The sequence below is a fragment of the Maribacter sp. 1_MG-2023 genome (genome assembly GCF_030547005.1).
Classification (GTDB): Bacteria; Bacteroidota; Bacteroidia; order Flavobacteriales; family Flavobacteriaceae; genus Maribacter.
Map to the genome: position 1 here is coordinate 263,518 of NZ_JAUOPN010000004.1, position 26,081 is coordinate 289,598.

A 26,081-nucleotide genomic window follows, 5' to 3' on the forward strand; every position below is an offset into this window, starting at 1 on the left:
CAAAAAATACAATTTAACTTTTTAAAACTTTTTTAAATAGTATTCACTAACCATTTTTAACTAGTTCATTGACATATAATTTAATAACATGAAAAAATCCTATTTTGGAATACCTCTTTCTTTGTTAATTCATCTAGTTGCTATAAATGTTACTTTGTATTATTTTACAGCTGAGACATATAGATATGGCATTACCGGGGTTATTTACTATAATTTGGGATGGTTATTTGTAACTCACAGTATTAAATTTTATTCAAATGCCAAACGACAAGCTAATACGTCGAAAACGCTTAATTTTTTACGGGTTTTTGTATTATACGGGTTGGTGTTTTTTTCTTCATTTACCTTTTTAGGACCAAAAACCTATAGTATAGTATACCTTTTTGGTGTTTATGGCTTTATATGCTTACAATTATTAGTTTTTAGAATGTTTTTTTATTGGATAAAAAAAATCTATTATTCGTCAATCTCTAAACCAAACAAAGTCGTAGTTGTAGGTTGGGATAAAAATCTAAAAAAAGTAAGAGCAATTTTTGACAATCAAAATCACAACTTTGAGTACGTTGGTTTTTTTGACAATAAAAATTCAAAAAGCCCCACATACTTAGGACCAATAGAAAGATGTTACAAATATATTTTTGAAAATGATATTACTGAAGTATTCTGTATTGCATCTCAACTAACTAAAAACGAAATAAAAGAACTAATAAGAATTACCGATAATACCTTTAAACATATCAAAATTATACCTGACAATAAAGAGTTTTTCACAAGAGCGATGTCAGTAGAGTTATACGGCAATGTTCCTGTTTTAGACTTAAGAGCTTCACCTTTAGAATTAGAGTATGCGAATTTAGTTAAACGTGGCTTCGATATATTTTTCTCTAGTATTGTCATTGTTTTTATTCTTTCTTGGCTATCACCTCTAATTTATATTTTACAAAAATTTGATTCTCCAGGTCCTGTATTCTTTACACAAAGCAGACATGGCTTAAATAAAAAAACTTTTTTATGCTATAAGTATAGATCAATGACAAGATCAAATGATTGTGATACTCTTATGGCCTGTAAAAACGATATGAGAGTAACTAAGTTAGGGCGGATATTAAGAAGAACAAGCATAGACGAACTACCGCAGTTCATAAATGTTTTTCTAGGCCATATGAGCGTAGTTGGACCACGACCCCACATGCATTTACATACTGAAAAATATCAAAATTCGGTAGACAAATATTTAGTAAGGCACTTTCTTAAACCTGGCATCACAGGTTTGGCTCAAATAAAAGGCTATAGAGGCGAAATAATAAAGCAATCAGATATTATAAATAGAGTTCGATACGATATTTTTTACATGGAAAAATGGTCATTAAAACTAGATCTATCCATTATTTATTACACGGTGTATAATGCTATAAAAGGTGAAGAAAAAGCATATTAAATATTGACCACAGTAATATAAAATTTTTAATATTATCCATTATTGTAAATAAGGCAAAACAAAAAAGTACCCCAAAAACAGTTATAACAATAAAAAATCAGTTCTCCCAATTTCATTTTAGTATTTCATTAATTATAACCTCACTAAAATTATGAGAACATCATTTATCCCACAGAAAAAATCATGGTTATTATTGCTTTTACCTTTAGCGTTTTTAAGTTTTAAGGCGGTAATTTATTTTCAACCCGGTCTAGATAGCATTCAAGCTATTACTCCTTTTATGAACGGTAATCTTCCTAATTCAAAACCGAGTGAAGATATTGACCTAGTAGAAATACATACTAATATTGAATGGGAATCACCACAAGCAATTTTACCGTTTCCAGAAACGAACAAATTATTGATAGTTGAGATGGACGGTCGTTTTTACACCATACCAGACAATGATAATGCCCAAACTACTGAACGTACTTTGGTTATGGACATTCAGGACCGTTGTTGGTACTATACTTATAGTGGCAATACTGGTCAAAAACATGGTGGATTTCAAAATGTAATCTTTCACCCCGATTTCGGAAAAAGTTTAGGTAAAGATTATATCTATGTTTATTATGTACATAAAACGGAAAATGAAGATTCAGATTGGACTGAACCTTATTATGATAGATTAAGTAGGTTTACTTGGACAGGAACTACTTTTGACCCTAGTAGCGAACTAATTATGATTAATCAATATGATACTGCAAAAGGTCACGATGGTAGCGGACTTGCCTTTGACGGAGATGGTTTTTTATATGTTTCGGTTGGTGATGAAGGTACTCATAGCGTTGAAGCCACTCCACATACACAATTACTGAACGACCGTTTTAGAAGTGGTGTATGGCGAATAGATGTAGACATGCAAGGAGGAACAATAAGTCATCCCATAGAAAGGCAACCTGATAATAGTAATACACCTATAAATTTAGATCAATCTTATACTCAAGGTTATTATATACCAAATGATAACCCTTGGGTCACTGGAACCGGTGAGTTTTTAGAAGAATTTTACGCCATTGGTCTTAGACAACCCTTTAGAATGACATATGATCTACCTACAGGCAATTTCTGGTTAGGTGATGTAGGAGCTTCAAAATGGGAAGAAGTAAATATAATGGATCAACCTGGTCTGAATTTTCAGTGGAATATTAAAGAAGGTTTCGTAGATGGATATCGAAACTCAACAAATATGCCCAATCCACTTTATGGTACAGAAAGAGAACCCCTTTATGCATATGATGGATCTGTAGGAAGCGCAGTTATTGGTGGTTATGTATACAGGGGTACGGCAATCCCCAGTTTATATGGAAAATATATATTTGGTGATAATGCAAACGGATCTGTATATGCGCTAACACACACAGGTGGTAATACTTATGGCCAAGTAGATGTTATAAGTAATGTAGGTGGATCTGTTTTTAATGGCATTTCATCACTGGGTTATAATCACGACAATGAAATAATAGTGCTCAAACTTTCCAATGGTGTTGCTGGTGGAGGTAAAATATTCAAAATAGTTAATAATTCAAATACTGAAAAGGAGTCTCTACCTGAACTTCTTTCAGATACAGGAATCTTTTCTGATTTACAAAATTTAACTCCTACGGAAGGTGTAATACCTTATGAGGTTAACAATCCTCTTTGGTCTTCTGGTACAGAAAAACAACGTTGGGTTTCAATTCCACAAGATGGTAATGTTAATAGTACTATTGAACAAATTGGATATAATGAAGAAGGGCATTGGACTTTCCCTATTGGTACAACATTCATTAAACAATTCAATAATACAAACGGCACCAAATTAGAAACGCGTTTGTGGATTCATGGTGAAGATGGTGAGTGGTTCGGTAGTACTTACAAATGGAGAAGTAATGGTTTAGAAGCTGATCTACTTTTACTTGGTGACAATGAAAATATTACGATTGACGGCGACACCTTTGGCTATGAATATCCTGCTTCAAATACTTGTATTCAATGTCACAACCCTACTGCAGGATGGGTGTTGGGTTTTAATACTAGGCAATTAAATAAAGAAATATTGTATCCATATACTGGTAGAACATCTAACCAACTGGAAACTTTGACAGCATTAGGCTTTATTCCCGAAGTAGATTTAGAAAACGTTCCTACCCTAGTTAGTATTGATGATAACAATCAATCTTTAGAAGTTAGAGCAAGATCATATTTTGACTCTAATTGCGCTTATTGTCATCTACCGGGAAATACTAGGGCGAGTTTTGATTTGCGTTTCAGCACACCATTATCAGAACAAGCATTAATACAAGGCGATATTATAGAAGATTTGACAGGAAGCAATAAAGCCATTGTACCCGGAGAGGTTACGCAGTCAAACGTGCATTTTAGATTGAATTCTTTAGACCTTTCTACAATGATGCCACCATTGGCAAAAGGTAGGGTAGACACCGAGGCTATACAATTAGTAGAAGCATGGATCAATAGCTTGAATGGAAACTGTAACGAAGAAAATACTGCCTTGTTAGGTAGTGATAATTTAACTGATGGCAACTTTCTAGATGCCCATAGCCCTCATATAAATGTAAGCAGAACAGGGTCATACACCAATAACGAGGATATTTCCGTAAGTATATGCCTTGAAAATTTTAACTTTTATGCCAGTAGATTGGGCAACCCAGTAACACCTTTTATAGTTAAAGTTCTTGGTGAAAACGATTTTAAAGTTGTATCAATTGGTCAAACACGAACCCCTTCTGAGTATGGTATTGGCAATAACACTTTCAATTTCAGTGACCATTCTAATGATGCGGTTATTTTACAACCTGGCGAAAGTATAGCTCCAGGTTTTATGGATGCTTATCCTGATGGGTCTGGCTCAACTACCGATAATAGTTTAATACCTGCCATAACATCAGGTTCTACCGATGATATTTGGCAATCTTATGAAGCCAATGCCAATTCTAACCCCCATTTGGTAATGGGATATATTCCTCAAGGAAACTCTATTGTACCGCATTTAAATAGAACGTACCAGTTCAATATTGAAATGAATATTAACGCTATTAATGGAGAACTTGCCGTTCCGGTCCTAACCCTTTTTCAACATGCGGATTACAATGGAACTAGCTGGGAACTTAGCGAAGGAAATTATCCAGTGATTACCTATGAGAATATACCAAATAATGATGCCTCTTCACTACAGATAGATGAAGGTTATATTGTTGAATTGTATTCAGAAATTGATTTTGAAGGAGAAGTGGTAGTCCTAGATGAAAATTCAAATTTTTTAGGTCATTACGATTTTAATGATAAGTTATCTTCAATAAAAATCTATCCATCTGAAATACCCTTAGAACCTATTGTAGCGACATTTTATCAAAACAACAGTTATGCTGGCGACTCTTGGCCTCTTCAGGAAGGAGAATACCCAGATATTTCTACAGAAGGCATAACGTTGAACGAGGTAAGTTCAGTGCAAGTCGAAGAAGGTTTTTCAGTAGAATTATACCCAGAATTAAACTTTGGAGGTACTCCTGTGATATTATCATCAGACTCTGAAAACCTTACATCACTTGGCATTGATAACGACACAGAATCAATTAAAATCATTGTAATTGAGCCAGAATTAGATGTTGTTGCCACCCTTTTCCAAAATGTCAATTATACAGGTACTTCATGGGCTATGGAGGCAGGGGAATATACCGACTTAACTTTACAAGGAATAAGTGATAATGATGCATCATCGGTACAGATAACTGAAGGCTATATTATTGAACTGTATTCTGAAAAAGATTTTGAAGGTGATGTATTTATTCTTGAGGAAAATGGACCCAATTTGGTTTCAACAGGCTTTAACGACCAGGCATCATCTGTTAAAATATATCAAAGTGTAGTGCCTTCGGGACCAACAGTGGCAACATTTTATGAAGATAGCGATTATAGCGGCAATTCTTGGGAACTAGAAGAAGGAGAATATGCTGATATTTCACTTCAAGACTTAACAATGAATGCGATAAGTTCGGTGCAAGTCGAAGAAGGTTTTTCTATAGAATTATACCCGGAATTAAACTTTGGAGGTACTCCTGTGATATTATCATCAGATTCTGAAAACCTTACATCACTTGGCATTGATAACGACACAGAATCAATTAAAATCATTGTATTTGAGCCAGAATTAGATGTTGTTGCCACACTTTTCCAAAATGTCAATTATACAGGTACTTCATGGGCTATGGAAGAGGGTGAATATCCCGACTTAACTTTACAAGGAATAAGTGATAATGATGCATCATCGGTACAGATATTAGAAGGTTATGTAATTGAGCTGTTTTCAGAAAAAGATTTTGGTGGCGATGTATTCGTTCTTGAGCAAAATGGACCCAACTTGGTTTCAACAGGCTTTAACGACCAAGCATCATCTGTTAAAATATATCAAAGTGTAGTGCCTTCGGGACCAACAGTGGTAACACTTTTTCAAAATACAAATTATGGTGGTTCTGCATGGCAACTTTCTGTTGGTAATTACCCAGACATTTCATTACAAGGAATTAATGATAACGATGCTTCATCTATACAAATTGAGATAGGCTACACTATTGAATTGTATTCCGAAAAGAATTTTGAAGGGGATGTATTCATTATGGAGACAAACAATACTAATCTAGTCGTCGCTGGTTTTGACGATCGTACATCCTCTGTTAAAATATACGAATCAGTAGTAACGACTAATCCTGTAATTGCAACCTTGTTTCAGAATGTTAACTATACTGGGACTTCCTGGGAAATAGAGGCTGGCGAATATCGTGATATCACTATTCAAGGAATAAATGACAACGATGCTTCATCTATACAAATCACAGAAGGTTATACCATTGAACTATATTCTGAGAAAGATTTTGAAGGCGATGTATTCGTTTTAGAAGAAAACGCACTTAACCTTGTATCTGCCGGATTTAACGATCAAACATCATCTATCAAAATATACCCAAGTGTTACTAGTTCAGGACCAACGGTAGCAACACTTTTTCAGAATACAAGTTACAATGGATCATTTTGGCAACTAGCTGTAGGAGAATATCCAGATATTACACAACACGGTATTATCGATAATGACGCTTCATCAGTACAAATTGAAATAGGCTACACTATTGAATTGTATTCCGAAAAGAATTTTGAAGGGGATGTATTCATTATGGAGACAAACAATACTAATCTAGTCGCCGCTGGTTTTGACGATCGTACATCCTCTGTTAAAATATACGAATCAGTAGTAACAACTGATCCTGCAATTGCAACCTTGTTCCAGAATATCAACTATACCGGAACTTCATGGGAAATGGGGGCTGGTGAATATCGTGATATTACTATTCAAGGAATTAATAATAACGATGCTTCATCTATACAAATTATAGAAGGTTATATCATTGAACTATATTCTGAAAAGGATTTTGGAGGAGATGTATTCATTCTAGAGGAAAATGGTCCTAACTTAGTTTCTACCGGATTTAATGACCAAACATCATCTGTTAAAATATATCAAAGTTCAGAAACTACAGGACCCGCTGTAGCAACACTTTTTCAAAATACTGGTTATAATGGATCTTCTTGGCAACTTACTGTTGGAGATTATCCTGACATTTCTTTACTAGGTATTAATAATAATGATGCATCATCGGTACAAATTGAAGTGGGTTACATGATTGAGCTATTTTCTGAAAAGGATTTCGGAGGCGAAGTATTTATAATAGAAGAAAATAATATAAGTTTAGTAGCTTCCGGTTTTGACGATCGAGCATCATCAGTTAAAGTATATCAATCAACAATACCGACCGAACAAAAGGTAGCTACATTGTTCCAAAATGTTAACTACGGTGGTATCTTATGGGAAATGGGAGTTGGCGATTATGCTGATCTAACCTTGGAAGGAATCAATGATAACGATGCATCTTCGGTTCAGATTGAAGATGGTTATACTATTGAACTTTATTCTGAAAAAGATTTTGGAGGTGATGTGATCATTCTTGAGGAAAATGGACCCAATTTGGTTTCTTCAGACTTTAATGACCAAGCATCATCTGTTAAAATATATCAAAGCTCAGAAACTACGGGACCTGTCATAGTTACATTTTTTCAAAATATGGGCTATACAGGATCCTCATGGTTACTCAACATAGGAAATTATCCCAATATTTCCCTTGAAGGTATTCTTCCCAATGATATAGGTTCGGCACAGATTGAGGATGGATTTATTGTTGAATTATACCCAGAATTAGACTTTGGTGGCACTCCGTTTATTTTATCATCCAATACCATTGACCTTTTATCATACGCAAATTATGATGATACAGAGTCTGTGAAAATATTAGCCAATAATTCTAATATATGTGATTGTCAATGCGCATCTGGAGAATTAAGTTTATTAATAAACGGCAGTTTTGAAGAAACTAGCAATCCAGCATATGCCAGTGCTTATGATTTAATTGAAGATTTGGGAATTGTTAATAATGGCGTTAAATTTCTTGACACACACACTGATGATGATTTCCCAGGTTGGTTCACTACAGGCGGCATAGCATTACAACAAGGGGGTATATCGCAAGGTGGCAGCTTCGAGTTAGGTCAAAGTGGCTTTTTAGGCCGTATAGCTCCAGATGGAGATGTATTTGTTGAAATGGATGCCAATCATCATAATCAAATAGTTTCAGTAACACCGGGTCAATTACTAGATTGGGAGCTTTCTCATCAAGGTCGAGAAGGTACTGATATCATTAGTATTTCAGCAGGACCTATTGGAAATCAAACTGTAATAGCAACAGTATCGTCATCTCAATCATGGGTTGTTCATAGTGGTCAATATCATGTTCCAAATGGAGTTAATGAAATTCAATTTACAATTACTCCTGTACAAGCATCTGATGGTGACATTGATTCTTCAAACCTATTAGATTTTGTAAAACTTTGCCCAAATAATGGTATCACAAATAAAAGTACTGCTTTAAAAGCTAAAATTGTAGAGGATTATCAACTCTCTTTGTATCCTAATCCTGTTGATGAATTGTTAGTAATACATTCAAATATTTCAAATATTTCAAATGCTGAAAATCAAGAAGTCTTCATTTATTCTGCTAACGGTTTATTAGTTAAACATCTAGAAATAGATTTTAAGAACTCCAAAGAAGTGGAAATATATGTAGATGAATTATCTAGTGGAATTTATACCATTATAATTGAAAATAATACCATTAAAACAACAGCAATTAGAATGATTAAAAATTAATAGGATTTAGGGTATGACTTTGTCATACCCTAAATCCTATTATCTAAATAAATTACAAGTCGCAACTATATTTATGGTAAGTTGAAATTTGATTTTTCAAGTAAGGTTTTACTTAGTTAAAAACCACAAAATCATCAACTTGTTTATCGATCAGTAGACTCTTATTAATAGTTTAGCAACCTTGTAGATTTTAATAAAAAACAAAGTGTTATATGGAACAATGGAATATTAGAAGTTTATTCTCAAAATATAGTAGATATTGGTCTTTTTTTACAATCTGCATAATGTTGGCATTAGTAACAGTCTTTATGTACATAAGGTACTGGTCACAAACCGAATATGAAATTCAAGGTAAAATTCTGATTAAAAATACAGAATCTAGACAGGGGTTTGTTGAAAACAACAATTTTGGAAAGTTTGGATTAGTAAAAACTGCAAACAGCCTTGAAGACGAAATAGGTATTCTAACCTCGACCGGAGTTATGGAAGAGGTTATAACAAAAAACACATTTAATATAACTTATTATAAAGAAGGGAAAATAAGAGATATTGAGATATATGGAGAGGATGTACCAGTTCGTATTTTAGTCGATGAAACTTCTGACAGTCTAGCTTATGGTCTTCAAATTTCAGTTAATTTTCTAGATTCGGAAACCTTTGAATTAAATACAGACTACAATGATAAAAAGTTGTATTCCAAGCATGATTTTGGTGAATTGATAACCTTACCTTATGGTACTTTCACTATTGTTTTAAAAAACGAAGTTACCGATATTGACAACTTAGAGCCGCTATATTTTGTGGTTGGAAAAAAGAAAGATCTTATTACAAACTTCTTGCAAAACTTAAGTGTACATCCAGATAATGAAACAGGAAGTCTTTTAAACATAAATTTTATCGCCGGACATCAGAAAAAAGGTGAAGACATTCTTTTAGGTTTAGTAGAAACATATATTGACAAAACTATTAAATACGAAAATGAATTGGCTGAGAACACGATTAAGATGATCGATGAGCGTTTAAAGCTATTATCAGGAGAAATTGAAGATGTAGAAACATCAGTCGCAGATTTTAAATCTGAAAATGTTGTTACCGATGTAGCAAGAAATGCTGATAGTTATATTCAGCAGTCTAATGAATACAAAAAACAAGTTGCAGAATATCAGACCCAAATTAAGGTTTTGGACAATATTGAAACATCATTATTGAGTAGAACTACTGAATCTACCATAGGAGGATCATTTTCTATAAATAATTCTAGTTTGACAAGTCTAATAAACAACTATAACACTACTCTTTTAGAACGCAATCAATTATCACAATCTGCTGTTACCTCCAATCCTGTTTTAGTGAATCTAAATGATAAACTGAACAACTTACGAGAATCAATTCTACAAAATATAAGAAGCGTTAAAAATGGGTACTCTATAGCCCGTCAGAACTTATTAAGCAATGCGAATCGTTATGATGCTCGAATTGCTAGAGTTCCTGGAATGGAAAAAAAATTATTAGAAATAAGCAGAGATAAGAGTACTAAAGAGGGTTTATATCTTTTCTTGTTGCAGAAAAGAGAAGAAGAGGTATTATCACTAGCCACACCAGTATCCTCTACAAGAATTGTCAGCTATCCTCAAGCGGGAAAATTCCCAATAAGTCCGAACAAAAAAATACTTTACCTCACTGGTGTACTATTTGGATTATTAGTGCCATTTTCTATGGTTTTTGTGAAGGATGCTTGGGACAACAAAGTAACTTCTGTTGAAGACCTAACAACAAGCTTATCAGTTCCTTTTTTAGGTGAAATTTCTAGAAGTAAGAAAAAGGGAATTCTGCTTCATAATGAAAGTAGAGGAACATCACCAACTACTGAACTTTTTCAGCTTTTACATTTCAATTTAGATTATCTTAAGAAGACTGAAAAAAATCAAACCTTATTGGTTACATCAACTGTAAAAGGTGAGGGAAAAACCTTTATAGCATCTAATTTAGCAGTCACATTGGCTACTTTAGGCGAAAAAGTAATACTGATAGCTTTTGATTTAAGAGAACCGCAATTAATGGCTGATTTTAATATGGATAACTCCCCTGGTGTTTCTGACTTCATAATCAAAAAAGAATTAACAAGTAATACTATAATACAAAAACATCCTTCTATAGAAAATTTATCGCTCATAGGGTCAGGAGTTGTGAATTCTAATATTGGACGCCTAATGTTGAGTAAACGAATTGATGATTTATTAAAACAATTAAAAGACAATTATGACCGTATCATCATAGATACCCCACCGATAGGTTTAGTTTCAGATGCTTTTGCATTAAATAAATTTATAGACAGTACAATTTATGTGGTTAGAAAAGATGTAACCAATAAAGAACATTTAAAGACAATTGAAACTGTTTACAAAAATGAGAAATTAAAAAACACAATGGTTTTATTGAATGATACTAAAGAAGGTCCGTCATATGGTCATGACCACAGTTAATTTACTTTACATATATTAAAAAAAAGATTAAATATTATATCTAACAGCTACTTTAATATTAGTAGAATAAAGTTTATATAAAATTATTAAGGGTACCGAGGTTTTATTTAACAACCATTGACATACCACACAATCTAGTATACCAAGTTTTAAAACATTATGATGACTAGTTTAGTAAAGCAGAAAAAAAATTGACAACTACCAATATATAGTAAAAAAAGCATCAAATGTCATTAAGAAAAAGACTTCTAAAAAACGGTATTGCTTCTGTTTTCCAAAAGGGTGTACGTATATTAGATCAACTATTATTAGTGCCTTTTTTCATTACCTCATGGGGTTCTGCCTATTATGGTGAATGGTTGACACTTACAATAATACCAAGTGTAATAGCATTCTCTGATTTGGGGTTTGGTACTGCAGCGGCAAATAGTTTTGTACTTAGTTTTGCTGCCGGAGACAAGCAAAAGGCTGCTGACATTAGCAAAACAGGCATGTATGTTATTACGGCAATGATCATAGCCGCAATGGTATTGAGTTTTGTAGGGATATTAGTTTTAGACCATTTTCAAATTTTTGACAAATCGCTGATAAATAGTCAAGACGCTAAAATAGCTGTTAGCATACTAATTTTTGTAAGACTATTAAATTTTTACGATCAATTAATAGAATCGTATTTTAGGTCTGCTCAAAAAGCTGCTTTGAATATTAATTTTTTAACCATAAAATCAACTTTAAACCTATTGGCAGGTTTATGTGTTTTACTACTTGGGTATGGTGTGGTTGAATTTGCACTTTCACAACTTACTGTAACCATTCTCTTTAATATTTTTTATTGGATAAAAGGGAGGCAGATTCTGGGTCTATTTAAAACATTTCGCGGAAAAAAAGATAAAATCATTTTAAAGTCCATTACCCGAAAAGGATTAGGTTATCTAATGTCGCCAGTTTGGCAGGTCGTCTACTTTCAAGGAACTACCTTTGTGGTAAGAATTGTTCTAGGACCCGAAGCAGTTGCTGCATTTAATACCGTTAGAACCTTAAGTAGGTCTTTAAACCAACTATTATTCATGGTAAAAACTGCGGTATTTCCAGAACTACAATTTGAAATTGGCAGAGGTAATTGGAAAACAGCACAAAGAGTTTTTCGTGTATCTGTAACTGGAATTTTATCTCTTTCAATTATAAGCTTTATTTTCTTAGCAATATTTGGATTATGGTTCTATAATATATGGACACAAAATGAATTGGAAATACCAAAAGCTATGTGGTACATCTTTACAGCTGGCATGGTTTTCAATGCACTTTGGTGGACCGCAGAAATGGTTTTTGGTGTTGTGAACAAGCCATATAAAATGGCATTATACGGCGTAATTGTTGCAATAACATCTGTTTTGCTATCATATTTTTTATCAAAACAATATGGTTTAGTTGGTGCTGCAATAGGCAGTATTTCCCTAGATTTTATTTTAGTGTTATTAGTAATTCCTTACGCATGTAGATTAATGCAAATGACAGTAAAAGATTTGTTTTTAAAAGGTATGTCAGAATTACAAGAACTTCTTTCTCAGTTAAACTATAAATTTCAAGAATTCAAAAACTAAAATGAAGATTTTATCTATTGGTTGGTTCAGAAGTTTAAGTAGCACTTCACTACATAGACATTGGGCACTACAAAATAATTCAGATACTATTGATAAAATTGAAGCCGGATTACCAAAAATCAATTTGTGGCATAGAATAGCTTATCATTTATTTCAAAAAGGAATTCCGGTAAAACTTCCCGATGACACCAATGTAAATACGAAAATCAAAGAATTAGTATCTCATAATACATATGATATTGTTTGGATAGATAAGGGGGTAACTATTAACAAATCTACCTTAACCTTTATAAAATGTAAATCTCCAAAAACCAGTATTATAAGTTACTCACCAGATAATATGGCCTTGCGTCATAATCAAAGTCTAAACTATCTTCAATGTATTCCTCATTACGATTATATTTTTACTAATAAATCATACATTTTGAATGAGATGAAAAATCTTGGAGCAAAAAACATAAAGTTTATAGATAATATGTATGAAGATTCTTTTCACTACCCTAGAAAATTAGCTGATATCGATATCAAAAGGTTAGGTGGAGAAGTAGGGTTTGTAGGGTCATGGGAAAAAGAACGCTGTGAAAGTATTCTGTTTCTTGTTAAAAATAATATCCCTGTTAAAGTTTTTGGAGACGGAAAATGGAATGAATATAAAAGTACTTCACCCTTTTTGACAATATTACCGGCCATATTTTCAGAAGATTATTCAAAAGCTTTACAAGCCTTTAAAATATCACTATGCTTTTTACGTAAAAAAAACTATGACCAACAAACTACTAGGACAATGGAAATTCCTGCTTGTGGTGGTTTTATGTTAGCGGAACGCACAAATGAACATTTAAACCTTTTTGAAGAAGGAAAGGAAGCAGTCTATTTTTCATCTAACAAAGAACTCTTAGAGCACTGTAAATATTATTTAATCAATGAAGATGAACGAAAAAAAATAGCATTGGCAGGTTTAGTAAGATGTCAAACATCTGGCTATTCCAATAATAAAAGCATTAAAAAAATGCTAGACATCATTGCAGCAAATGGGTAAAACATCAATTCATATTTTAACTAATTTTAAAATTGGTCTAAGATGGTTTTTAATAATCGGCATTCTGATAGAATTAACAATTTTTCCGTCCTTGGCAAACGTTTATGGTTGTATTATGGCGGTAATAAGTTTTAGCGTGTTTTCTTATTTTTTACAAGAAAAATATATTCGTTTTTTCCCTTTTGCCTTTTTAATGTATTTATCAATGTTTATGTACAGGTATTTACCATTAATAGGAACATTAACAGAAGGTAAGCCAATATCTTATGGATTTGAGCGCCCTTTCGAAACTTTTTTATATGAAATAATATTATTTTTAATTTCATCTTTGGCTTTCTATTTGGCATGCCAAAATTCATCTAAAAAGCTTAAGAATAACTTTATACAGGAAACCCTTTTCAAACTACGCTTTTTTGAAATCACACCTACAATAATTTGGGGGCTTGGCATTATTGGCTTAATGATAAGAATCTACAACTTTAGCGCAGGCGGTGTGGAGTACGGCGATGTAACCGGTAAATTTTTAGCAGGTCTAGACTATTTAATGTATGCCCCTTTATGTTTGTTTTACCCCTCGCTATTACATATAAAATATACTCATCTTAAAAGTGTTCTATTATACACTGGTATTATTTTCATAATAAACATTGCGTCTAATAGTAGAGAAAGTATTATAAGTCCTATCGCAATAATGGCTATTCTTACTTTTTTGTACGTAGTCTTAAACGATATTAAAATCTACAACTATTTATCTCCCTTCAAAACAATTTGCTTTGTTGTTACCTTATGGTTCATAATTGGCCTTCTATCTAATGTTTCTTTAGCCATGCTGCATACAAGAAAAGTGAGAGCCAAGGTAGATAAGTTAGAGCTATTTGAACAAACTGTAAACACATTGCAGAACGAATCATTAATGAATCGAATAAAATCAGCCAAATTTAAAAAAAGCGATAAAATTTCTACTAAATATAATGAAGGCTGGACAGAAGATTATCTTGATAATTTCATGATGGCTAGATATGCCAATTTGAGAATTACAGATGAAACCTTGTATTATGCCGAAAAAAAAGGTTACGCAAATCCATTAATGCGAGAGTTATTTAAAACTAATCTTTTATCTTTATTTCCAACTCCAGTATTACGTTTTTTAAACATTTATATCGATAAAAGCAAAATGGAGTTCTCTCGAGGAGATTATTTATATGGTTCTGGTTTTGGTGGCTATAGAATAACAAGTCATATAGGAGATGGATTAGCTACCTTCGGATTTTGGTATTTTCCAATTCAATTTATTGTATTCTTCATTATTTTCAAACTACTTAATTCCTATGTCTTTTTCGGCGAAAAAGGTTTACAATATGCCCCTTTTGCTCTTATGAATGTATTTGTGTTTTTAGGGATGTTCAGAAATGCAAATGGTATAACAAGAGATTTCAGTTATATCATAAGAGGCTATTTGGAAGGCATATTTACATATCTTATAATTTTTCATATACTCAGATTGGTTATAGATTTTATTTCTGCCAATAATTCAACTAAAAGAGAACTAGGTTATAAATAGAGCAAGCTTAAGTAAAATTAACTTACTACTTATAAATTCACATTGAACTTGAAAATTATACTCTTAATTCATCACGAGAATACCTTAGGATATAGTATGAACAGGTATGGAAATTTTATACTTGAAGGGATGTGTAAAAGAGGGCATAATATTGAAGTCTGGGCTCCAAAACTTTATCTATCAAAATATAAATTCCCTGCGGGTATTAATAAGTGGTTAAGATATATAGATCAATACCTAATATTTCCAATATATTTCAAAAAGAAAAGTAAAGTCTTAGATAAAAACGTATTGTTTGTTTTAATTGACCAAGCATTAAGTATGTGGATGCCATTGATTCGAAAAAAGAATCATATTGTACACTGCCATGATTTTATCGCATTAAAATCAGCATTGGGCACTATAAAGGAAAACCCAACAAGTACTTCAGGCAAAATATACCAAAAACTAATTCTTAGAGGTCTAAATATGGCTAATAATTTTGTGTGTATCTCGAATAACACAAAACAAGATTTATTATATTTTTTAAAGAAAAAACCTATACGTGTTGAACAAGTATACAATGCATTACATCCAATATTTGTGCCCGGTAATATGGAAAATGCGAGAATCGTTTTAGGAAAGCATATGAAATTAGACTTAAAGCATGGTTATATATTACATGTTGGAGGCAACACTTTTTACAAAAACAGAATTGGGGTTATTACACTATACAATGCTTGGCGAGACATTTCTGAAAAAGTATTACCATTAATAATGATTGGTTATAAACCATCAACTAACATAAGTGTTTATTATGAAAGATCCCCATACAAAGAAGATATCTATTTTTTAGAAGACGCCGATGACAATCTTTTATCTTATGCGTATCAAGGAGGGAGCGTATTTGTCTTTCCTTCACTGGAAGAAGGCTTTGGTTTTCCTATTATTGAAGCTATGGCCGCCGGCTGCCCTGTTCTTACAACAAATAAAGCCCCAATGAATGAAATTGGAGGTAGTGCAGCAATATATTTAAAACGTAGTCCAAATGATAAAAAATTACTCGCTTGGGCACTTCAATCCGCCAAGGTTATAGAAAACATACTCCAATTGAATGATGAAGAGCGAAGTAATTTAATTCATAAAGGGCTAGATAACATAAGTAAGTTTGACGAGAACATTATACTAAATCATCTTGAAGAAATTTATTTAGATGTTTTAGCCAATCATCATACTAACAAATTATAGAATAGAGCTATAAAGCATAATTGAAAATATTATCTAACATTCAATTAGAATATGCTCTAAGATCTATAAAACCCATAACTTTTAATCTTTATATCATGTAAACTTCCCCCGTGTTCTCCCATTTTTTTAAATGACAATTGCGAGCATTTGAGACCCCATATAAACTCATTTAAAAACATTTTGTTCTGTAAGATTGTATTAAAATCAACTTGAGCAAATTGTCTTTACATAAATAGCACATTCTCTCTTTGCCAAAAATTCTTGAAATATGGTCTAAGGGAGAATGAAAGCTAAAAATAGTTTTAACCCAAACTTACAAGATTTGGTCAATTAAATAACGCTTAAAAACGAACACGAAATGGAATTAAAAAAATCAAAACGTATTTTATTCATCGGGTATAATTTTTCACCCGAATTGACCGGAATAGGAAAATATTCTGGAGAAATGATGCATTGGTTGGCTCAAGAAGGACACCATTGTTGTGTATTTACCGCATATCCATATTATCCTTATTGGAAAGTTCAAGAACCATATCGAAAAAATAGATTTTGGTATAAGAAAGAAACCAAACATTACGAATCTGGTGGTAGGCTTAATATCATTAGATGTCCCATGTATGTACCAAATAAACCTAATGGCTTAAAACGTATGCTTTTAGACACCTCTTTTTCGATATCGGCACTTTTGGCCAGTACCCCTATGTTATTTCAAAAGAAATTCGATTGGGTAATTACAGTAGCACCTTCTTTTCAGCTAGGGTTAATAGGCGTATTTCAAAAAAAGATTCGAGGTGCAAAACATTTATATCACATTCAGGATATGCAAATTGAAGCTGCTCAGAATTTAGGCATAATTAAGTCCAACAGATTGTTGAAAATGTTATATAAAGTAGAACATTTTATTTTCAAAAATACCGACGTTATTAGTAGCATTTCAGAAGGCATGATTGATCGCATAGGTAAAAAAGCACATAAACCTATAAGTCTTTTCCCTAATTGGACAGAAACCAATTACTTTTTTCCTATAAAGGAAAAGGATCTCTTAAAAAAGAAATTCGGTTTTAAATCTGATGATTACGTAGTGTTATATTCTGGTGCCATTGGAGAAAAACAAGGACTAGAGGCAATCTTGGAAACAGCAAAAGCACTCAAATCTTATAACAACCTACAATTCATAATATGTGGTACAGGGCCTTATAAGGAAATTCTAAAGAACAGAGCTGAACATATGAAACTATATAATGTGAATTTTATGCCCCTACAGCCTAAAGAAGAATTTAATGCTTTCTTAAATATGGCGGATATGCATTTAGTAATTCAAAAAGAAAAAGCTAGTGATTTAGTAATGCCATCAAAGCTAACCACCATTTTGGCCGTAGGAGGATTAGCTCTAATTACCGCAAATGCTAAATCTACATTACACAAAGTGGTCTGTAAATATCGAATGGGACTCTTAGTGTCTGCAGAAAATCAAGAAGCGTTAAATACAGGCATATTAGAGGCATATCTTAATACAAACAATCATTATATAAAAGAAGCTGCAAGAACCTATGCCGAACAATATTTGGCTATAGACAACATAATGCACACATTTAACAATAGACTTTTATACGAGTAAAAATTATCATTAAACCCATTTAAAAATGAAACACCTAGGATTTTGAAATAATACTCTGTCAATTTATAGTTGATTAAAACTTAAATAATAACCAATACGTTTATGCAAGTAACACCCCCTGAAAATGTATTAACAGCACGAGGTAGTTTTTCAAAATTGATATTTTTATTGAAGACAAAAATTCTTCGTCCCAATCTAAATCGATTACATAGGAAAACAGATGATGCACTGAAGAATCAAAATATTTCAAGTATCAATATTAAAAAACGTAATGCAATTTTTCAACATGCAAAAGAGCATTCTGATTTCTATAAAAAGAAGTATGCAAAATTAAAAATCAATATAACAGGTAATCTAACACCAGAAGATTTTTTAAAAATACCACCTTTAACCAGAGAAGAAATACGTAATAACTTTGATGCAATAAAGGCAAATAATGTCTCGCAATCTTATTGTGACAAGGTTAGCACATCTGGCAGCACCAGCCTTCCTATTTCGGTAATTCATGATAATAGAAATCCAGAAACACCTATTAGATGGCGTATTTTAAGTTGGTGGGGCATTAACCCTTGGGAAAACCAAGCATTTATTTATCGTTTTAAAAAGTCATTTTTTAAACAAATACTCAATACAATTTTATGGTGGCCTACAAAAAGAATTTTCTTGGCGGCAGCTAATCCCCAGAAAAAACAGCTAGAAAAATATGTCAGGGATTTTAATAGAATTAAGCCTACTTTATTACAAGGATATGTAGATGTTGTTTTCGAATTCGCCTTGTATTTATTGGATAACAATATAAAAATAAATGCTCCTAAAATGGTATGGGTAACATCTGCACCATTATTTGAAGAACAAAGAATACTAATGGAAAAAGCCTTTGGTGCACCTGTATGCGATCAATATGGAAATACCGAAATAATGTTGATTGCCTCAGAATGCCCAAATAAAGAAGGACTACACATAATGCAAGACACTGTTCATATTGAATTTGTAGATGAATTTAATCAGCCAGTACCACCAAATACAACAGGTAAAATTTTGTTGACAGATTTAACGAACTATGCTTTCCCATTAATACGTTATGAAATTGGGGATGAAGGTCAATACAAAGAATTGAACTGCACTTGTGGCATTCCCTTACCTTTAATGAATAATGTACATGGGCGACAGTCAACTCATATTGTCACACCTTCTGGACTTCATATTAAAGGAGAGCATATAATGGCAATGTTCAATGAACATATGGGTATGTTTAAAGAACTCCAATTAATACAACAAACTGACTTCTCAGTATCAATAAATTTTGTACCTAGAATAAAAGATGGTTGTAAAATCAGCGCAGAAAAAATGGTGGACTTATTAAAAAAACGATCTCGTTCTGAAATTAAAATTCGATATACAAAAACCCATAAAATACGTCAAGTAGGGAACAAAACCCCATTAATTATTAGTAATGTAACATCTAATATTTAAAAAAATTACGATGAAAATCAATTATTTCTTTAGAAACCCAAAGGTAGGTCATTCCATACATCGAGTATTCAGAACATTAATCAAAGAGTTGGATACCACATTAGAAATAACCATTTATGAAGTTTCTTGCGTAGGCTCTATGCCAATAGACGTTCTCAAAAACAATATTTTTACTTATAAAAAAAAGAATAAACACGCCATACATCATATTACAGGACATATTCATGATGTATTACTAGCTTTAATTGGGGTTAAAACCGTATTAACAATACATGACCTTGTATTCTTGGACAATGTAAAAAACCCTTTTAAGCGTTGCTACAAATGGTTGTTTTGGTTGTATTTACCATTAAAAATTGCCGATAAAATAGTATGCATTTCTGATCAAACTAAACGAAATATCCTCAGTAAAATTAAAACCGACAAACTAGAAGTTATACACAACGCCGTTGACCCAATATTTAAATTTTCCAAGAAGTCGTTCAATCAAGAAAGACCGGTTATTCTACATATAGGTACAGGTTGGAATAAGAATTTGGACAAAACGATAAAAGCGTTAGAAAAAATACCCTGTCATCTTCGTATCATAGGTACCTTAAGCGAGTTACAGCTGCAGCTTCTAAAAATGTATAACATTGATTATTCCAACAGGTTTAACCTTACGGATGAAGAAATAAAATTAGAGTATATAAATAGTGATATAATTAATTTTCCTTCATTGTATGAAGGGTTTGGAATGCCCGTAATTGAAGGTCAACAAACCGGTCGAATAGTTATTACTTCAAAAATAGAACCTATTATCGAAGTTGCTGGAAATGGAGCTGTGTTTGTTGACCCAACCAGTATAAAGTCAATTTCAAGAGCGTATAAAAAGGTAGTTACCGATAATGAGTATCGCTTGGATATTATTGAAAAAGGATTAGTGAACGCAAAAAGATTTTCTGTTAAGAACATAGCCAAGCAATATGTTGAACTATATCAAAATTTAGCCAAAACATGAACATTCTACGTATTATTCCAAGTATGGACCCTAAACAGGGAGGACCTTGCCAAGGAATCAGAAACGCAATTCCCGAACTACAAAAATCAAATGTTCATAACGAAGTAGTTTGTTTGGACAGCCCAAACGCAGACTATCTAGGTCAAGATATTTTTCCTATTCATACATTAGGTGAGGCTAAAACACCTTGGAAATACAACAAAAAATTAATTCCATGGCTACTTGACAACTATAATAAATTTGATATTGTCATAATACATGGGCTATGGCTCTTTTCTAGTTACGCAGGCATCAAATCTATTTTAACACATAGAAAAAAACATAAAACATCACCAAAAGTATATGTTATGCCACATGGCATGTTAGACCCATATTTCCAAAAAGCGACAACACGTAAACTAAAAGCACTACGGAATGATATTTACTGGAAACTAATTGAGAAAAAAGTAGTGAACAATGCAAATGGAATATTATTTACCTGTGAAGAAGAGTTGTTATTGGCAAGGACTACCTTCCCCAACTACAACCCAAAATCAGAAATTAATGTTGGCTATGGTATTCAACTACCCCCAAAAAAGCATTCTTCAATGCGAAATGCATTTTCAAAACAAGTCCCTCAATGGAACGGGAAACCTCATATTGTCTTTTTAAGTAGGGTACATCCTAAAAAAGGGGTGGATCTTTTGATCATGGCTTATTTAAAACTAGAAAAGGAAATACATAACTTACCCCAATTAATAATCGCCGGACCAGGTATGGAAGAGCCTTATGGAATAGCGATGCAACAACTAGCCTCAACATCAAATAACATCATATTTCCGGGCATGTTAAAAGGGCTTTCTAAATGGGGGGCATTTTACGAAAGTGATGTTTTTATTCTTCCAAGTCATCAAGAAAATTTTGGTATTGCGGTAGTTGAAGCCTTGGCTTGTGGAAAACCGGTGCTTATAAGTAACAAGGTTAATATTTGGCGTGAAATAGAACAAGGTAACGCCGGTATTATTGAACAAGATACAATGATAGGTACAGAAGTTTTACTAAGAAAATGGTGTGATTTCGATGTTCAAGTAAAAGAAAATTTTGCCCAATCTGCTATAAATGTTTACAAAGAATATTTCTCAATAGAAATGACTGCGAATACTTTTCTAAATGGTTTGCTAAAAAATTAACGATTATGAAAAAAATATCCATTATAACTATCTCCTATAATGAAGTGAAAACAATTGAAAAGACGATTCTTAGCTGCATTAATCAAACATATTTAAACCAAGAATATATCATAATAGATGGAGCTTCTAATGATGGTACTACAGATATAATAAATAAATACAATGAAAAGATAAATGTTTTTATTTCTGAACCTGATAAAGGATTGTACGATGCAATGAATAAAGGTTTAAGATTATCTACGGGAGATTATGTAATCTTTATAAACAGTGGAGACTCTTTATTTAATAAGCACACATTATCCTCTATATTTGAGGAAGTTAAAACCAAAGAGCCTGACTTCATTTATGGTGATGCCGTTGTAAAACAATATAATTCAAATGAAGTAAACTACAAAAAAGCTAGAAACCACAAGTATTCATGGTATGGTATGTTTACAAATCATCAAGCCATGATCTACTCACTAAAAATTATAAAAGAAAATAATTTATCTTTTGATCAACATAACTATCCTATTTCTGCTGATTATAAGTTTACGATTGAATTTTTGAGCAAGACATCAAATATTCAATACATCGATAATTGGATTTGCCTGTTCAACCTAGATGGAGTTTCCAGTATAAATAAAAAACAGGGTCTAGCAGAGGCGAATAAGGTTCGTAAAGAAATTTTAAAATATAGTTCAGTTAAGATTTGGTTGATAGAAAAGCTAATTACTTCTTCTCATTATTTAGCCGAAAATTTAAAACCAGTTTATAATCTAATAAGATTTCAATCTTTAAAGGTTCAATAACAATCTAATAGTGTATTTGATGAATAGAATTGACATGTCTAAATATCATGATCCTTTTACATTAAAAAGTAGGGTGAAAAGGGTTATTTGGTCCATTACTTATTTTTTATTCTTTCGCTTCTTTTTTCTTAACATTTTTAGAACATGGAGAAACTTTATATTAAGACTATTTGGTGCCAAAATAGGAAACAATAGTTTAGTATATGCAAGTGTAAAAATTTGGGCACCTTGGAACTTAGAAATAGGTTCGTATAGTGCAATAGGTCGCAATGTAGATATTTATAACCAAGGTTTAATCAGCATAGGATCTAATACTATAATCTCTCAGAAAAGTTATATCTGCGCTAGTTCTCACTACCACACAACACCATCATTAGAATGGTACGCTGCCCCTGTATATATAAAGAATCAAGTTTGGATTTGCGCAGATGCATTTATAGGACCTGGGGTAATAATTGAAGACGGAGCTGTTGTCGGAGCACGATCCGCTGTGTTTAAAAAAGTGGATTCTTGGACGGTAGTTGGTGGAAATCCTGCAAAATTTATAAAAACCAGAGAAATAAAAAGCTAATGCATACCATATCTACAATCATTCTAACTTTTAATGAAGAAAAGCATATAGAACGCTGTATAAAAAATGCTCAAAAATTTTCTGAAGAAATCTTTTTGGTAGATTCATTTTCTACCGATAATACAATAAACATTGCAGAATCATTGGGTGCTAAAGTGTTTCAAAATAAATGGGAGAATAATTATGCTAAACAGTTAAATTGGGGGTTAAACAACTTACCAATTACTACTGATTGGGTTTTTCGTTTAGATGCAGATGAATATTTAATGACAGACTTAATTTATAAAATCAACCAAAAACTACCCTATTTAGAAAAACATATATCAGGGATAGTATTTGAAAGAAAAATGTATTTTCTTAATAAATTAATGACAAAGGGAATGCCACAAATGAACATGCTAAGATTATTTAAATATAAGCATGGGTTTTGTGAGGAAAGATGGATGGATGAACATATTGTATTGACAAAAGGAAAAAGCATTCATTTTGAAGGGTACTTTGTAGACCATAATTTAAACCCTTTGGGATGGTGGGTTCAAAAACATAATGGTTATTCTATAAGAGAAGCAATAGATTTATTAAACCTAGAGTATAACTTTCTTAGTTCAAAATCTTCAGAAGCATTGCAGTATGAAATGTCAAAAGACGCCTTGTCTAAAAGAGACAAGAAAAAAAAATACGCTAATATGCCCCTCTTCTGGCGATCTTTCATTTATTTTATTTACCGATATTTTTTTAAACTTGGCTTTACCCAAGGTAAAGAAGGGTTTTTGTGGCATTTTTTACAGGGTTGGTGGTATAGAACTTTAGTAGATGCAAAAATTTATGAAATCAAAAAATATTCTGGTGAAGATGTAGAAAAAATGAAGTCATTTATACTTGAGAACTACCAAATAGCACTTTAGAATTAAAAAAGAAAATTACCTAATTATATAGATGAACGGCAAATTTAATAAAACGGCTATACTCTTTATTATTGCGTTATCATTATTTTTTGCCTTCTATCCAAATCGAATAAATAGATATATAAAAAGGAAGTTACGCGTATATAATACAGCACCTAAAGATGTAATCGACGGAATAATGTTCCAAAAAGTCGATTTAGATAATACTATTAGAGGTCAGTTTACTACTCTTACCATAGGACCAGACCATAAATTGTATGCTGCTGAAATTGATGGTAGAATATTACGGTTTAAAATTAAACCATCGGGAGAATTAAAATTAGAACATACTTTTAAACCTTATGGTGAATTTTCAAAATTTACCATTGGATTAGCTTTTGACCCCTTTTCCACCCCAGATAGTTTAGTTGTTTGGACTTCAAATTCAGAAACAAATAGTGGTTGGGCAAAATTCGAGAGCATGTCCGAAATTCATGATAATCAAGAATGGGCCGGTAATATTTCTCGCATCCACTTGAGCAATTCAACAGATGAGGTATTACTAAGTGAAGTTATTATTACAGAACTACCTCGGTTTGGTCCAAACCAAGAAAATTTTGCAAACTCTTTAGTCTTCGGCCCAACTGGAAAACTTTATTTTGGTCAAGGTGCCAATACTGGTATGGGATTGTGTAATTGCAAGGAAAATGAAAAACCCTTTCAAGAAGCCCTATTATCTGGAACAATTCTCAGTTTAGACACCAAAAAATTGCCTAAAGAATTACCCCTTAATGTTAAAACAAAAGACGGTAAAGGCAAATTTGACCCTTTCCAAAAAAATTCGCCTTTAAAAATTTATGCAACTGGTGTTAGAAATGCCTATGATCTAGTCTGGCATAATAACGGTAATTTATATACTACAATTAATGGTTCCGGCGGTAACGAAAATACACCTACATCCAATCCTGACTCACCTTTTTACATAGCACCTTTAGCATCTATAAAATATAAAGGACCAAAAGATATTCCTGCATTAATAGGTGCACATCCAGATCAAAATGATTTTATGATTAAGGTAGAAAAAGGCGGGTATTATGGACACCCTAACCCCATAAGAGCGGAATACATTCTCAATAGAGGTAATAAAGATGTTGACAATTTTAAATATAATGGAATAGTCGCAGATGCTAATTTCAGGGGATTCTCTTATGATTTTGGACCACACGTAGCCCCCACAGGAATTATTGAATATAAAAGCAAAACTTTTAATGGAAAATTACAAAATTGTATTCTTGTCACAAGAATGCAATACAATGACATTATTATTTTAAGACCGGGTGATGTTAAAAAAGATTTAGTTCAAGATTTTAAGGGTTCCGAAATGGGTTTGGTTTTAGATGGCGGACCTTTAGACCTCATAGAAGATACTAAGAATGGTAATATTTATGTATCTGGTTTTAATAATTTGACCATTACATTATTTAAACCCATTAGAAAAGAAAACTATAAAATCTTATCATCGACCAATGAGAAATTTAATAAAAGATTAAAAACTGGGAAAACTATCTTCCAACAAAATTGTCAAACATGCCACGGAAAAGAGGGACAAGGAGCCATTGCACCTAATTTAATTAACGATAAAGAAGGAAAGGGAAAAGAAAATATAAAATCTATTATCAAAAATGGATCGGCAAACGGCGCTATGCCCGCTTGGAAAAATAAACTTTCAAATGATGAAATAATAGAAGTTTCCAATTACGTTCTATCATTGAAACAGTAAAATCAAATGTTTGAATTTCACTTAAAAAATGGTGATTCTATAATTCGACTGATAATAGACATAAATACAAAGTATTAATGTAGGCTTCCCCTTCTTAGGACACCTCTAAATTCGATAAATAATTATTATTTAGGTCAGATTTGATGAAGAATTTA

Annotated in this window: 15 protein-coding genes; all 15 read left to right on the forward strand. The window is 32.4% G+C overall.

The window, feature by feature from the left end; genetic code table 11:
* The first annotated feature begins 88 nt into the window (after positions 1-88).
* The 15 genes from Q4500_RS07195 to Q4500_RS07265 all read left to right on the forward strand — a co-directional run bounded on the left by Q4500_RS07195 (position 89) and on the right by Q4500_RS07265 (position 25,926).
* On the forward strand, positions 89-1,438 hold the full coding sequence (locus Q4500_RS07195; RefSeq protein WP_303599015.1) for an exopolysaccharide biosynthesis polyprenyl glycosylphosphotransferase: 1,350 nt from the start codon (positions 89-91) through the stop codon (positions 1,436-1,438).
* Positions 1,439-1,589: 151 nt separating this feature from the next.
* Positions 1,590-8,729 carry a beta/gamma crystallin-related protein gene (locus Q4500_RS07200; protein WP_303599016.1) on the forward strand — a complete coding sequence of 2,380 codons (7,140 nt, stop codon included), beginning with the start codon at positions 1,590-1,592 and terminating at the stop codon, positions 8,727-8,729.
* A 284-nt stretch (positions 8,730-9,013) separates the two neighbouring features.
* Complete coding sequence (locus Q4500_RS07205; RefSeq protein ID WP_303599017.1) at positions 9,014-11,212, forward strand: polysaccharide biosynthesis tyrosine autokinase; 2,199 nt, start codon at positions 9,014-9,016, stop codon at positions 11,210-11,212.
* 227 nt (positions 11,213-11,439) lie between these two features.
* Positions 11,440-12,813 carry a lipopolysaccharide biosynthesis protein gene (locus Q4500_RS07210; protein ID WP_303599018.1) on the forward strand — a complete coding sequence of 458 codons (1,374 nt, stop codon included), beginning with the start codon at positions 11,440-11,442 and terminating at the stop codon, positions 12,811-12,813.
* 1 nt (position 12,814) lies between these two features.
* Positions 12,815-13,852, forward strand: a complete 1,038-nt coding sequence (locus Q4500_RS07215) for a glycosyltransferase (RefSeq protein ID WP_303599019.1) — start codon at positions 12,815-12,817, stop codon at positions 13,850-13,852.
* Positions 13,845-15,413 (forward strand): hypothetical protein, encoded by a 1,569-nt coding sequence (locus tag Q4500_RS07220; RefSeq protein ID WP_303599020.1) that lies wholly within the window; start codon positions 13,845-13,847, stop codon positions 15,411-15,413. Before Q4500_RS07215 ends, Q4500_RS07220 begins: the two co-directional genes overlap by 8 nt.
* 48 nt (positions 15,414-15,461) lie before the next feature.
* On the forward strand, positions 15,462-16,640 hold the full coding sequence (locus Q4500_RS07225) for a glycosyltransferase family 1 protein (RefSeq protein WP_303599021.1): 1,179 nt from the start codon (positions 15,462-15,464) through the stop codon (positions 16,638-16,640).
* Positions 16,641-16,998: 358 nt separating this feature from the next.
* A complete protein-coding gene (locus Q4500_RS07230; RefSeq protein ID WP_303599022.1) occupies positions 16,999-18,258 on the forward strand; it encodes a WcaI family glycosyltransferase in 1,260 nt (419 codons plus the stop codon).
* 102 nt (positions 18,259-18,360) lie between these two features.
* Complete coding sequence (locus Q4500_RS07235; protein ID WP_303599023.1) at positions 18,361-19,731, forward strand: phenylacetate--CoA ligase family protein; 1,371 nt, start codon at positions 18,361-18,363, stop codon at positions 19,729-19,731.
* 10 nt (positions 19,732-19,741) lie between these two features.
* Positions 19,742-20,731, forward strand: a complete 990-nt coding sequence (locus tag Q4500_RS07240; RefSeq protein ID WP_303599024.1) for a glycosyltransferase family 1 protein — start codon at positions 19,742-19,744, stop codon at positions 20,729-20,731.
* Complete coding sequence (locus Q4500_RS07245; protein WP_303599025.1) at positions 20,728-21,900, forward strand: glycosyltransferase; 1,173 nt, start codon at positions 20,728-20,730, stop codon at positions 21,898-21,900. The genes Q4500_RS07240 and Q4500_RS07245 overlap by 4 nt, the downstream gene beginning before the upstream one ends.
* A gap of 5 nt (positions 21,901-21,905) precedes the next feature.
* Complete coding sequence (locus tag Q4500_RS07250) at positions 21,906-22,691, forward strand: glycosyltransferase family 2 protein (protein WP_303599026.1); 786 nt, start codon at positions 21,906-21,908, stop codon at positions 22,689-22,691.
* Positions 22,692-22,710: 19 nt separating this feature from the next.
* Positions 22,711-23,262 (forward strand): putative colanic acid biosynthesis acetyltransferase, encoded by a 552-nt coding sequence (locus Q4500_RS07255; protein WP_303599027.1) that lies wholly within the window; start codon positions 22,711-22,713, stop codon positions 23,260-23,262.
* On the forward strand, positions 23,262-24,167 hold the full coding sequence (locus tag Q4500_RS07260) for a glycosyltransferase family 2 protein (RefSeq protein WP_303599028.1): 906 nt from the start codon (positions 23,262-23,264) through the stop codon (positions 24,165-24,167). The genes Q4500_RS07255 and Q4500_RS07260 overlap by 1 nt, the downstream gene beginning before the upstream one ends.
* A 31-nt stretch (positions 24,168-24,198) precedes the next feature.
* Entirely contained in the window at positions 24,199-25,926 is a 1,728-nt protein-coding gene (locus tag Q4500_RS07265; protein WP_303599029.1) for a c-type cytochrome, read from the forward strand.
* Positions 25,927-26,081: the final 155 nt, after the last annotated feature.

Coding starts and splice junctions, on each gene's coding strand:
- Q4500_RS07195 (WP_303599015.1), top strand. CDS start 89: ATGAAAAAATCCTATTTTGGAATACCTCTTTCTTTGTTAATTCATCTA.
- Q4500_RS07200 (WP_303599016.1), top strand. CDS start 1,590: ATGAGAACATCATTTATCCCACAGAAAAAATCATGGTTATTATTGCTT.
- Q4500_RS07205 (WP_303599017.1), top strand. CDS start 9,014: ATGTTGGCATTAGTAACAGTCTTTATGTACATAAGGTACTGGTCACAA.
- Q4500_RS07210 (WP_303599018.1), top strand. CDS start 11,440: ATGTCATTAAGAAAAAGACTTCTAAAAAACGGTATTGCTTCTGTTTTC.
- Q4500_RS07215 (WP_303599019.1), top strand. CDS start 12,815: ATGAAGATTTTATCTATTGGTTGGTTCAGAAGTTTAAGTAGCACTTCA.
- Q4500_RS07220 (WP_303599020.1), top strand. CDS start 13,845: ATGGGTAAAACATCAATTCATATTTTAACTAATTTTAAAATTGGTCTA.
- Q4500_RS07230 (WP_303599022.1), top strand. CDS start 16,999: ATGGAATTAAAAAAATCAAAACGTATTTTATTCATCGGGTATAATTTT.
- Q4500_RS07235 (WP_303599023.1), top strand. CDS start 18,361: ATGCAAGTAACACCCCCTGAAAATGTATTAACAGCACGAGGTAGTTTT.
- Q4500_RS07240 (WP_303599024.1), top strand. CDS start 19,742: ATGAAAATCAATTATTTCTTTAGAAACCCAAAGGTAGGTCATTCCATA.
- Q4500_RS07245 (WP_303599025.1), top strand. CDS start 20,728: ATGAACATTCTACGTATTATTCCAAGTATGGACCCTAAACAGGGAGGA.
- Q4500_RS07250 (WP_303599026.1), top strand. CDS start 21,906: ATGAAAAAAATATCCATTATAACTATCTCCTATAATGAAGTGAAAACA.
- Q4500_RS07255 (WP_303599027.1), top strand. CDS start 22,711: ATGAATAGAATTGACATGTCTAAATATCATGATCCTTTTACATTAAAA.
- Q4500_RS07260 (WP_303599028.1), top strand. CDS start 23,262: ATGCATACCATATCTACAATCATTCTAACTTTTAATGAAGAAAAGCAT.
- Q4500_RS07265 (WP_303599029.1), top strand. CDS start 24,199: ATGAACGGCAAATTTAATAAAACGGCTATACTCTTTATTATTGCGTTA.